17 protein-coding genes and 1 tRNA gene are annotated in these 10,592 nt (G+C 71.1%); 7 read left to right on the top strand and 11 right to left on the bottom strand.

What is annotated here, in order from left to right:
- The 4 genes from E1293_RS39105 to upp all read right to left on the bottom strand — a co-directional run.
- The coding region (locus tag E1293_RS39105; protein ID WP_132203870.1) for a PH domain-containing protein at nucleotides 1-549 on the bottom strand (549 nt) is incomplete at its 3' end.
- A gap of 9 nt (nucleotides 550-558) precedes the next feature.
- On the bottom strand, nucleotides 559-717 hold the full coding sequence (locus E1293_RS48055; protein WP_165978591.1) for a hypothetical protein: 159 nt from the start codon (nucleotides 715-717) through the stop codon (nucleotides 559-561).
- 114 nt (nucleotides 718-831) lie between these two features.
- A complete protein-coding gene (locus E1293_RS39100; RefSeq protein ID WP_132203868.1) occupies nucleotides 832-1,092 on the bottom strand; it encodes a hypothetical protein in 261 nt (86 codons plus the stop codon).
- A 162-nt stretch (nucleotides 1,093-1,254) separates the two neighbouring features.
- Entirely contained in the window at nucleotides 1,255-1,893 is a 639-nt protein-coding gene (upp, locus tag E1293_RS39095; RefSeq protein WP_132203866.1) for a uracil phosphoribosyltransferase, read from the bottom strand.
- Nucleotides 1,894-1,971: 78 nt separating this feature from the next.
- Between upp and E1293_RS39090 the strand changes: the two genes are divergently transcribed.
- On the top strand, nucleotides 1,972-2,232 hold the full coding sequence (locus E1293_RS39090) for a hypothetical protein (RefSeq protein ID WP_132203864.1): 261 nt from the start codon (nucleotides 1,972-1,974) through the stop codon (nucleotides 2,230-2,232).
- 155 nt (nucleotides 2,233-2,387) lie between these two features.
- A complete protein-coding gene (locus tag E1293_RS39085; RefSeq protein ID WP_132203862.1) occupies nucleotides 2,388-2,873 on the top strand; it encodes a tRNA adenosine deaminase-associated protein in 486 nt (161 codons plus the stop codon).
- Here E1293_RS39085 and E1293_RS39080 read toward each other — a convergent pair.
- Entirely contained in the window at nucleotides 2,870-4,192 is a 1,323-nt protein-coding gene (locus tag E1293_RS39080; RefSeq protein ID WP_132203860.1) for an alkaline phosphatase family protein, read from the bottom strand. The genes E1293_RS39085 and E1293_RS39080 overlap by 4 nt on opposite strands.
- Nucleotides 4,193-4,737: 545 nt before the next feature.
- On the bottom strand, nucleotides 4,738-4,971 hold the full coding sequence (locus tag E1293_RS48930; protein ID WP_207939354.1) for a hypothetical protein: 234 nt from the start codon (nucleotides 4,969-4,971) through the stop codon (nucleotides 4,738-4,740).
- A 237-nt stretch (nucleotides 4,972-5,208) separates the two neighbouring features.
- Here E1293_RS48930 and E1293_RS48925 point away from each other — a divergent pair, with 237 nt between their 5' ends.
- The 4 genes from E1293_RS48925 to E1293_RS39060 all read left to right on the top strand — a co-directional run bounded on the left by E1293_RS48925 (nucleotide 5,209) and on the right by E1293_RS39060 (nucleotide 6,658).
- Nucleotides 5,209-5,448 (top strand): hypothetical protein, encoded by a 240-nt coding sequence (locus tag E1293_RS48925; protein WP_207939353.1) that lies wholly within the window; start codon nucleotides 5,209-5,211, stop codon nucleotides 5,446-5,448.
- Between the two features lie 112 nt (nucleotides 5,449-5,560).
- Nucleotides 5,561-5,998 (top strand): tRNA adenosine deaminase-associated protein, encoded by a 438-nt coding sequence (locus tag E1293_RS39070; RefSeq protein WP_132203858.1) that lies wholly within the window; start codon nucleotides 5,561-5,563, stop codon nucleotides 5,996-5,998.
- An 85-nt stretch (nucleotides 5,999-6,083) separates the two neighbouring features.
- Entirely contained in the window at nucleotides 6,084-6,560 is a 477-nt protein-coding gene (gene tadA, locus E1293_RS39065) for a tRNA adenosine(34) deaminase TadA (protein WP_132203872.1), read from the top strand.
- A gap of 10 nt (nucleotides 6,561-6,570) precedes the next feature.
- Nucleotides 6,571-6,658, top strand: a tRNA-Ser gene (locus tag E1293_RS39060).
- A gap of 147 nt (nucleotides 6,659-6,805) precedes the next feature.
- On the opposite strand, the gene E1293_RS39055 is transcribed toward E1293_RS39060, so the two are convergent.
- The 4 genes from E1293_RS39055 to E1293_RS39040 all read right to left on the bottom strand — a co-directional run bounded on the left by E1293_RS39055 (nucleotide 6,806) and on the right by E1293_RS39040 (nucleotide 9,205).
- Nucleotides 6,806-7,144 (bottom strand): hypothetical protein, encoded by a 339-nt coding sequence (locus E1293_RS39055; RefSeq protein WP_132203856.1) that lies wholly within the window; start codon nucleotides 7,142-7,144, stop codon nucleotides 6,806-6,808.
- A gap of 261 nt (nucleotides 7,145-7,405) precedes the next feature.
- Nucleotides 7,406-8,287: an EamA family transporter gene (locus E1293_RS39050; protein ID WP_132203854.1), complete on the bottom strand. Its 882-nt coding sequence runs from the start codon at nucleotides 8,285-8,287 to the stop codon at nucleotides 7,406-7,408.
- Nucleotides 8,287-8,952 (bottom strand): B3/B4 domain-containing protein, encoded by a 666-nt coding sequence (locus tag E1293_RS39045; protein WP_132203852.1) that lies wholly within the window; start codon nucleotides 8,950-8,952, stop codon nucleotides 8,287-8,289. Before E1293_RS39045 ends, E1293_RS39050 begins: the two co-directional genes overlap by 1 nt.
- Before the next feature lie 73 nt (nucleotides 8,953-9,025).
- Complete coding sequence (locus tag E1293_RS39040; protein ID WP_132203850.1) at nucleotides 9,026-9,205, bottom strand: HIT family protein; 180 nt, start codon at nucleotides 9,203-9,205, stop codon at nucleotides 9,026-9,028.
- A gap of 103 nt (nucleotides 9,206-9,308) precedes the next feature.
- Here E1293_RS39040 and E1293_RS39035 point away from each other — a divergent pair, with 103 nt between their 5' ends.
- Nucleotides 9,309-9,872, top strand: coding sequence for a helix-turn-helix domain-containing protein (locus E1293_RS39035; RefSeq protein WP_132203848.1), 564 nt, complete (start codon nucleotides 9,309-9,311; stop codon nucleotides 9,870-9,872).
- Nucleotides 9,873-9,887: 15 nt separating this feature from the next.
- On the opposite strand, the gene E1293_RS39030 is transcribed toward E1293_RS39035, so the two are convergent.
- Nucleotides 9,888-10,592 (bottom strand): DNA polymerase III subunit beta (locus E1293_RS39030; RefSeq protein ID WP_279473336.1); only part of this gene is annotated, 705 nt, incomplete at its 5' end.

Genomic DNA, 10,592 nt, shown 5'->3' with positions numbered 1-10,592 from the left:
GGGCGGCGGCGGGAGGGTCTTCTCCTCCGGCGCCGGGTTCTTGTTCGGGAAGATCATTTCGCAGACTTCGAGGTAGAGCTGCTCGGGGTAGGGCAGGAAGTCCACGTTCGTGAGGGCCTGGTCCTGGCCGGCGGACTCCAGGATGAACTCCCCGTAGCCGAGCATGCGGCCCGCGATCGTCCGCTTGAAGCTCATGTCGGTGACCTTGGCCAGCGGCATCATCGCGACCCTGCGGGTGATCAGGCCGGTGGTCAGCAGCATCCGCTGGTTGGTGATGACGAAGTAGTCGACGGACCATTCCGCGACCCGCCAGACGAACCAGGCCAGCAGGATCAGCCAGCCCCACCAGACCCAGCTGAACACCGCGCCGCCCGCGCTGGCGAGCGTCTGGCTCAGCAGGCCCGCGATGATCAGGCCGCCGAGCAGCAGGCCGACCGGGACCATCAGCACGGCCGGGTGCCGGCGCACCGTGATCACCTGGTTCTCGTGCGGGAGGAGGTACTTGTTGACCGACGCCGGCGCGGAATCGCCGGGGGTGACGAGCCTCATGCCGGCCTCTCAGGCGAGCGCGTTGACGAAGGTGGCCAGGGATCCCGCGGCGGACGCGATGCCGTTGGCCGCGCTCTCCACCGACTGGGCCGCACCGTCCGGCTGGTTGATGACGTAGAACGCCACGAATGCGACGGCTGCCCACGTGATGTACTTCTTGGCGGGCACGGATGCCTCCCGGAGCGTTGACCCACGGACCCCGCTTCAGTTTCGCACAGCCCTCAGCACCGGCAAAGCAAGTGGTTCCCGCGCGCGCGGCGCCGGGCACCGTCCCGCCGGCGCCTAAGGCGAGTTGTCGAGGGACGAGCGCTGCGCCTTGCGGCGCTTCTCGGCCGCGACGGTCGCGAGCACCTCCAGGTGCCGGCGCGCGATCCGCTCGACGAGGTCGGGCGGCGCGGACCCGGTGACCTCCTCGGCACCGTACCGCGCGGCGCAGACGCACCGGTCGATCGTGTCGGAGCCGTGCACGCCGTCGAACTCCTCGGTGAGCCGCTCGCCGATCGCGGCGTAGCGCGGCAGGTCGCCATCCCCTTGGTGAGCCATCACGTGTCCCTGAGCTCGCTCGCACCGCCCGGTCCGTAACGGTCCCCTGTGCCGGGACGGCGGAGGGGAACGCGCACTGGCGTTCCGTAGAGGTGTGGTACCCCCTGCCGTCAGGAACGAACATCGCAGGTCACGTCCCGGTTTCCGGCGGGACGCGCCCGGTCAGACGACGCCGTAGAGGCGGTCCCCCGCGTCGCCGAGGCCCGGCATGATGAAGCCCTGCTCGTTGAGGTGGGAGTCGATCGCGGCCGTCACGACCCTGATGGGCGCCGAGATGTCGGCGAACGCCTGCTCCAGGTACTTGAGGCCCTCCGGGGCGGCCAGCAGGCAGATGGCGGTGACGTCGTCGGCGCCGCGGTCGAACAGCAGCCGGATCGCGGCGGCGAGCGTCCCGCCGGTGGCGAGCATCGGGTCGAGGACGTAGCACTGCCGCCCGGACAGGTCGTCCGGCAGCCGCGTCGCGTACGTCTGCGCCTGCAGGGTGCCCTCGTCCCGGATCATGCCGAGGAACCCGACCTCGGCGGTGGGCAGCAGCCGCGTCATTCCGTCCAGCATCCCGAGGCCGGCGCGCAGGATCGGCACGACGAGCGGCTTCGGGCTCGCCAGCTGGACGCCCTCGGCGGGGACGAGCGGGGTCTGCACGGTCGCCTCGGCGACCCGGACGTCGCGGGTGGCCTCGTAGGCGAGCAGGGTGACCAGCTCGTCGGCCAGCCGGCGGAACGTGGGGGAGTCGGTGCGGACGTCCCGCAGCGTGGTGAGCTTGTGCGCGACGAGCGGGTGGTCGACGGCGAGGGTCTGCATGCGCATCACCGTAGCCCACCCCGTGCGGCCTGCCCCCGCGACTGGATAGGACGCCCTTGAGCTGGGCAGTATGGCGGTATGAACAGCGAGAGCGATCAGCAGCCGAGTGGTCCGGCGGGGGCCCGTGAGCCCGCGCCCGATCCGGAGGGCGTTCCGCCGCGTCCCGGCCCGCAGGGCGACATCTCCCCCGAGGAGGTCCGCGAGCATCTGCGCCGCCGGGCGATCTTCCTGCGCGAGCTGGCCGAGGCCCGCGAGCTGCGCCGCCGGGTGACGCCGCACCGGTCCCGCAGGGCGCGGATCCACGCGGCGCTGCGCCGCCGCACGTTCCGCATAAATTGACGTTGATCGAGTAGGTTCGTCCCGCCGGGCACCGGTTTGCGGCACTGACTTCCGGCCTCACCACCGGGTGCGGCGGCGAGTTTGGTGGTGGGGCACGCGAGCGCGCGCCGCATCTGCGACCATGCCCTGGCAGGAGACGGGCCGGTGGGGTGGAAATGACGGATGTGGACGCGACGGATTTCGCCGTCGTGGTGTATCGGGAAGACGAGGGCTGGGAGGCCGAGATCCTCCCGGTGGCGCTGACCGAGGACCTCGCGGGGCTGATCCACGCCCTGCGCCAGCAGCCGAGCCTCGGCGGCACGGTCGGGCTGGTCTCGGTCGGCGACGACTTCTTCGTCGCGATCCGCCTGCTCGGCGACGAGGTGATGGTGTTCCTGTCGGACGTCACGGCGTCGGTCGACTGGCCGCTCGCCGGGCAGGTCCTCGACTATCTGGACATCCCGATCCCGGCGGAGGAGGAGCTCGACCAGGTCCTCCCGGTCGGCGACATGTCGATCTTCAGCGATCTGGGGCTGGACGAGATGGAGCTCGGCGCGATCTCCGGCGACCTGGAGCTCTACCCGGACGAGATGCTGCTGAGCATCGCCGGCCGCATCGGCTTCGCGCCCGCCTTCGAACGCGCGCTGGACGCCGTCCCCTAACCCCTGGGGAAGCCGTTGCGCAGGGCGTACTCGCTGAGGTCCGCCCAGTCGTCCCCGGTGTGGCTGTGCGCCGGGTCGAGGCAGCCGAGGCTGATCGGCCGTTTCGCGCCGTAGCGGGGCGCGCGCAGGTCGGGCGGGCTGTCGAAGTCGAGCACCTCGGCGATGTTGCGCGCGGCGGCGTCCCGCACGGTCAGCGGTTCCAGCCCCCAGCGCCACTCGATCGCCTTCAGGACGGACGTGTGGTCGTACACCTCGTGCGCGACGGCGCCGCGCCGCGCCCGCGGGGAGATCAGCAGGCACGGGACGCGGAAGCCGCGCAGCGCGGTGCCGAGGTCGGGCCGCGGGTCGGGCCCGGACGGCGGCGGGACGTGGTCGAAGAACCCGCCCCACTCGTCGTAGTTGATCACGAACAGGGTGCGCGGCCAGTCGGGCGAGGTGACGACCGCCGTGTACACCTCGTTGAGGAACGCCTGGCCGAACCGGATGTCGGCGAGCGGATGCTCGTCCTCGGACATGCCGGGCAGGAAGAGCTCACCGAGGAAGGCGGGCTCGACGAAGCTGACCGCGGGCAGCCGGCCGCCCCGGGCGTCGCTGCGGAACTCGCTGATGTTCCGGCTGATGTCGAGGTGCCGGAGCCCCCACAGCGCGGTGAACGGCACGTCGCTGAAGTAGTAGCGGCAGGAGACGTCCGCGGCCTTGAGCCGGTCCCAGATGGTGGTGATCTCGGAGATCGTCAGGCTGTTGGAGGTCCGGTCGGTCTGCGCGGCGTGCTGGTAGATCCGGTTGGGGAACGTGGACGACATGATCGCGGGGAAGTAGCGGTCGCAGACCGTCCAGTCGAGGGCGGCGTGGCCGTGGAAGCCGAGGTCGGGGCCCTCGTAGTAACCGATGGAGAACACGTCGTTGTCGCCGGCGCGCAGCCATCCGTCGCATTTGCCGTCGTTGTACTCGGTTCGTCCGCCCGCGTAGGAGTGGTCCGGGTCCTGGAAGCCGCAGCCCCACGGCACCTTCAGGTGGTGGGTGCCGTGCTCGTTGCCGCCGGCGTCGGTGAAGGTGAGGCCGGCCTGGCGTCCGTCGGCGCCGGGGAGCCAGCCCATGTAGTGGTCGAACGACCGGTTCTCCATCATCACGACGACGATGTGGTCGATGCCGGAGTCGTCCGGATCGGGGAGTTCGGCGACGGGTGCGCGCTTCGCGGCGGCCAGTTGCGCCGCGTGCGCCTGGGTGGACGACCCGCCCGCCGCGCTCGTCGCGAGGATCGCCGCGGCGCCCGCCGTCCCCGCCAGAAACCCGCGCCTGGTCAGTTCGTCCGCGCCCATGGCACTCCTCCGAGGATGGCGACCGCTGAGAAGTATGCGAACTTCTGTGACGCCGGGGAAGGACGCGGACCGTCCGGCACCGGACAAAACCCGAAGTTTATTCACAACTCGTTCCGGGCACCCGCCACCCGATTCGCGCGGACAGGGCAGAGTCAGAGCGTTCGCCTGCAAGGCGAACGATCGTCGGCGGTGTGGGTGTTTCGCTCACCTGTTCGAAGTGGTGCGGTAGGCAGTCCCGAGCGGGCTGTGCTGCGGGAGTGGGACCGGTGCCGCTGGATCTGGAACCAGTGCGTCGTCGAATCCCGCGCCGCGCACCGAGCCGGGCAGAAGATCGGCCCGGCGGCGCTGGACAAGATGCTGACCGGCTGGCGCGCCGAGCGCTCCTGGCTGCGCAGGGGTGCGAGTGTGCCGCAGCAGCAGAGCATCCGGGATTGCGGCCGGTCCCGCGCCAAGGCGCTCAAGGACGTCAAAGAGCGGCTGCCGATACGGCAACGCGCCGGGATGCCGAACCTGAAGAAGCGGGGCGCCTCGGATCCAACGTTGAACTACACGCGTCGCGGGTTCCGGCCCAAGGACGGCCTCCTGCTGTTGGCGGGCGGCATCGCCGCGAGGGTGCTGTGGTCGCGGGAGCTGCCGGCAGCGCCGTCGTCGGTGCGGGTGTACCGCGACAGCCTCGGCCACTGGTACGCCTCCTTCGTCGTCCCCGCACAGATCGAACCCTTGCCCGCCACCGGGCAGTCGATCGGGGTGGACTGGGGCGTCAGAGAGCTGGCGACCACCACCAGCGACGCCTACGACCTGGCCCACCCCAGCACGGCAAAAAGGCCGCTGCGAAGCTGGCGAAGTATCAGCGGCAGATGGCCCGCCGCCGCACCCCCAAGGGCACGCCCGGGTCCAAGGGGGACAAACGCGCTGCCCGGCGTGCGGCCAGGCAGCACAAGAAGGTGCAGCGGCAACGCCAGGACACGGCGCGTAAATAGGCCGAACACGTCGTACGGGATCATGACCAGGTCGCGGTGGAGGACTTCAAGCCGAAGTTCCCGGCGCGTTCGACGATGGCGCGCAAGGCCGCCGACGCCGCGATCGGCGCCACCAAAAGAGAGCTGATCGGCATGGGGCGCAAGCACGGCCGCCTGGTCGTGCTGGTCGACCCGAAGCACACCACCACCGACTGCGCGAGTTGCGGGGCGAGAACCAAGCACGCATTGCCGCTGTCGGAACGCGTCTACTCGTCCCGGCCGGTGCCGAGGGTGTAAGACCTGGGAGCCCGCCGGGCTCTCGGGCGGCCTGAGCCGGAAATCCCCACCAACCCCGTGACAGGAGGGAATCTCCTTCCCTTTCAGGGAGGGGAGGACTCAAAATGAGCAGGTGTCCTACTTCGCCGCCGTGTTCGCGCAGACCCCGCAGGGCTGGGTCGGCACCGAGGCCGTGCTCGGCGAGGCCGAGCACGTCGACGACGTCGCCGACCTGATGCGGGAGGCCGCCGTCGAGTCCTACGGCGACCCGGTCGTGCTGCTCATCGAGCAGGACGACGACTGGTTCGCGGTCGTCCGGCTGGACGGCCAGGACGAGCCGCGCGCCTACATCTCCACCGTCCGCGAGGACGGCCTCGGCTCCCTGTTCCAGCAGCTCGTCGGCGAGGTCCCGGACGGCGACCCGGCCGGTGACTCCGCCCTCCTCGAAGACCTCGGCCTCGACGCCAAGCGCCTCAGCGACCTCGGTGAACGCGCCCTCCCCGGCGACGCGCTCCTCACCGTCGCCGAGCACGCCGGCTTCGGCGAAGAGTTCGACCGCCTCCGTGACTGACGCCCCCGGACGCGGCCCGGCGCGGCCGGGCGGTGAGCCACGTCCCGGCCCGGGCGCAGCACGCCCGGCGCGGCCGGGCCGCGGCATGGCGCGCGATCCGGTGATCGAGGGGTTCGTGCCCGCGATGGAGCGGGCGCTGGACGAGGCGCGGCAGGCGTTCGACGAGGGCGAGATCCCCGTCGGGGCCGTCGTGCTGGACGCGTCCGGCGAGATCATCGGGACGGGGCGCAACGAGCGCGAGCGGTCCGCCGACCCGACCGGGCACGCGGAGATCGTCGCGATGCGGCGGGCGGCGGCCTCGCTCGGCGAGTGGCGGCTCTCGGGATGCACGCTGGTCGTGACGCTGGAACCGTGCACGATGTGCGCGGGAGCATCCGTCCAGGCGCGGCTCGACCGCGTCGTGTACGGCGCGGTCGACCCGAAGGCGGGCGCGGTCGGGTCGCTGTGGGACGTCGTCCGCGACCGGCGCCTCAACCACCGCCCCGAAGTGATCGCCGAGGTGATGGCGGACGAGTGCGCCGCGCTGCTAATCGAGTTCTTCGCGCACCGCAGAGTCAGGTAGGCTCTCCCGCGGTGGTGTCGCCTAGTGGACGAGGGCGCACGCCTCGAAAGCGTGTGAAGTGCAAGCTTCCGTGGGTTCGAATCCCACCACCACCGCCAGCCGCATGGCCGTACATCTGACCAAACGCCCTGAGGGCGGGACCCACGGTCCCGCCCTCAACGCTTTCCAGTCTCGTTTGCCGCGGCTAAGTACTTCCGCGCTTCGGTCGGCGGTCGACCTCGTCGGGGCGGCGGGGCTACCCGGCTCTACGCCTTCCCGTTCTTGGTGGCGCAGTACTTCGTGTCGCCGCCCGCTCCGTTCTTCACACAGATCTCGACGGTGACTGAGATCCCCTCGCCGATCGACAGATTCTTCTTGGCGCATGAGTTGTTGGCGCCGTTGGTGTCGTCCAGCCGGACCCAGTGTGAAGCGGACGAATCCGTCCATCCGATGTGGCCGCTCGCCCGCAGGCCATCACTCCGGTTGTCGCAGACGGTGAATGTCTCGCCGTTGGCATGGAAGCCCGCGGCCGCGCTGTTGAACGGGTCCGTCGTGTCGACGTACACGTCGGTGCCTGCGATCGCCGGACCGGCCGCGAACAGCACGGCCGCTCCCGCTGCCAGAGTGGTGCCAAGGATCTTCGCGCGAAGTGTCATGCGACCTTCTCCGTTTCAGGTGGATGCGGCGTTCTTGTATGCATTCACCTCGACCGTCCTTCGCGTTGCATGGATGTCCAGCGGAGAGCGGCCTGCTTTGGCGATGCGTGCACGATGCCGCCGCTGAGCCACCGACGCTGCAGCAGCTCCCGGCGTGCCTTTCGGGGGTCGCGATCTGATGGACGGCTCTGCGCGGCGACCTCCGGGATTTCAGCCCACGGTGACCAGAGCCACTCCGGCGACAGCGACGGCCATGCCGACGCGCTGGACCGCACGGAGGCGTTCGCTGTAGGCGATTCTCGCGAGCAGGACGGTGATCGCCGGGTAGAGGGACGTCAGGACGGCGGCGAGGCTGAGCATGCCGTTGTTGACCGCGAGGAAGTACAGGACGTTCGCCCCCGCGTCCAGGCTGCCGGACAGCAGCGCCAGGACGATCAGCGTCCGGCCGGACACCCGCGGACCCCGGTCGCCGCCGCGGAACGCCAGGAACAGCAGTGCCGCGACGACGACGGCCAGGTTGCCGAGCCGCGCGCCGACGATCGGCCAGAGGCCGGTGCCGTCGCCCGCCTCCTTCAGCAGGACGAAGAAGGCGCCGAAGCACGTACCGGAGACGCCCGCCATGACGGGACCCGAGTCGAGGAGCCGCCGCCACCCGCCCCCGCGCGGCCCGGCGGCCTTCTCGCCGTCGCCCGCCTCCATGCTGACCAGCCCGATCGCGACGAGGCACAGCATGACGCCGAGCAGGACGGACGCGTCCAGCCGCTCCCCCTTCGCGATTCCCACGGCGACCGGGAGGACCGCCGCGGCCAGCGCGGACACCGGCGCCACCACGCTCATCGGGCCGCGGGCGAGCGCCCGGTAGAACGTGATCAGCCCGGCCCCGCCGCAGAGCCCGGCCACGAACCCCCAGGTCATCGGGCCGGGCGACACGCTGCCGCCGGTCAGCAGCGCCGCCGCCAGCACGACCCCGAGGCCGATCGGGACGCACCAGGCCAGCGCCTGGATCGCGGTCGATCTGCGGGTCACGGTGCCGCCGAGGAAGTCGGCGATCCCGTAGGCCAGCGCGGCGCTCAGCGCGAGGACCGTGACCACTACCGCCCGCCGATCAGCCGGGCCTCGATCCGCGCCTCCGGCGAGATCGCCCGCAGCCGCTCCGCGAGCCGGTCGCCGGCCTCCGACAGCCGGTCGAGCGGGTACGGCTCAAGGCGTTCGAGCAGGAAGACGCCGTTCTTGGTGGCCTCCGTCAGCCGTGTCCGGACGCACTGCCGCCAGTTCCAGCGCCGGCAGGTGACCCCCCGGTCGTCCCGCCAGACGACCTCGCCGGGGTTCGGATGCTCGACGGCGGGCTCGCCGCCGGCGATCACGTCGAACGGCTCGTCGCCAGCGGCCCTGACCAGCCGCGCGGGCCCCTGGTAGGCGTCCAGGTCCTCGCCGCCGATGGGCAGCGCGTACTCGACGCTCACGGCGTTGTAGGCGTCCACGACCTTGTTGATCGACGGGAGCGCGTCGGCGCGGCGGAGCAGGGCGTCCACCGACGGGCGGGTGCGCTGCGGCTTGGCCCCGAACGCCCGGTACGCCTCACGCCACGCCTCCACGTGCGGGTCGCCGGCGTCCGCCTTCTGCGCGGCCTCGGCCAGCCAGCCCTCCGACACCTGGTCGCTGGGCCCGTTCTCCAGGCCCTCCGCGGTCATGACGAGCACGGCGAAATCGGGCCGCAACTCGCGCACGGCCTCGTCCACCCCGACCCGCTCCAGCATCCGCGCCCCTCCAGACGGTCACTTTAATGACATCGACATACCATTATACCGACCTGCCGTGGTCCAAGTGACTTCAGGAAGACAGGCGCTGGAGGGTCTCGGCAAGCTCACGGGGTTGCGCCGGGGCAGGGTCCCACATCAGACGAAGGTCGTCGCCATGCCGGCGCGGCACCAGATGGACGTGCACATGAAAGACCTCCTGCCCGGCGGCTTCACCGTTGGATTGGACGACACTCAGACCCTCCGGCCCCAAGGTGGCATGGTGTTCGGGTGTGGGGTGGTTGGGGCGATGATTGTGGGTGCGGCGGTCGGCGGCGCGGTGGTGTTGGGGTCTTGGGCGACGTCATGGAGGACGGTTGGGCGGGCAGGAGGCGATCGGGGAGGCCGTGGCGCGGACGGTGCGGGCGCTGCGCGCCGGGCACGGGTGGAGCCTGGACGAGCTGGCCGGGCGGGCCGGGGTCAGCAAGGGCGTCCTGGTCGGGCTGGAGCAGGGGCGCGGCAACCCGAACCTGGGGACGCTCATCCGCATCTCGGACGCGCTGGGCGTGCCGCTGACGCGGCTGGTGCAGGTGGAGGAGGAGCCGCCGGTGCGGTTGTTCCGTCCGGAACGCCACGTCGTCCTGTGGGAGGGCGAGCACGGCGGGACGGGGACGCTGCTGGCCGGCAGCGACCCGCGGCCGTCGCTGGAGCTGTGGAACTGGGTGCTCCAGCCGGGGGAGACCCGGGAGAGCGACGCGCACGTGCCAGGGACCAAGGAGATCGTCTACGTGCAGACGGGCACGCTGACCCTCGGGGTGGACGGGCGAACGGACCTGGTCGAGGAAGGCACCGCCGCCGTCTTCGTCGGCGACCGCCCCCACTCCTACGGCAACCGGAGCGCCGAGGAGGTCCGCTTCGTCCTCACCGTCCTCGACCTTTGAACCAAGGTCAGAAGGTCAGGAGGTCAGGCGGACGGGCATGGCCAGGTAGCGGTAGCCGGTATCGGTTTCGGTGGGGGCGTCTTCGTCGTCCTTCTTGTCGGGGATGGCGGTGAGGAGGGCGGCCTTGGTGGGGCCGGCGCATTCGAGGCGGGCGTACTCGGTGTCGATGCCGGCCAGGCCGTCCAGGAGGTATTGGGGGGCGAACGCGATGTCGATGTCGTCGCCGGTCAGCTGGGCGCCGACGCTCTCGTTGGCGCGGGCGGAGTCGCCGGTGGCGGCGCGGAGGCGGACCTCGTCGGCGGTGAACGCCAGCCGGATCGGGGTGCCGCGCTCGGTGACGAGGGCGGCGCGCTTGATGGCCTCGACGAACGGGGCGACGCGGATCTCGGCGACGGACGTCCAGGTGCCGGTGAGCCGCGACCGGTAGTTGATGTACTGGTCGTCCAGAAGGCGGCTGGTCATGCTGCGGCCGCCGCCGGAGACGCCGATGAGGGTGTCGGCGGTGCCGCCGAGGTCGATGGCGACGTCCGCGCCGCGCTTGATGGCCTTGGCGGTGTCGGCGAGGGTGCGGGCCGGGACGACGACGCCCGCGGTGAAGCCGGCGTCGTCGGGGGACCAGGTCAGCTCGCGGGCGGCGATGCGGTAGCGGTCGGTGCAGGCGAACCACATCGTGTCGCCCTCGATGTCGATCCGGACGCCGGTGAGCATGGGGAGGGTGTC

The organism is Actinomadura darangshiensis, assembly GCF_004349235.1.
Taxonomy (GTDB): Bacteria; Actinomycetota; Actinomycetes; order Streptosporangiales; family Streptosporangiaceae; genus Spirillospora; species Spirillospora darangshiensis.
This window is presented reverse-complemented; position numbering and strand designations above follow the sequence as displayed.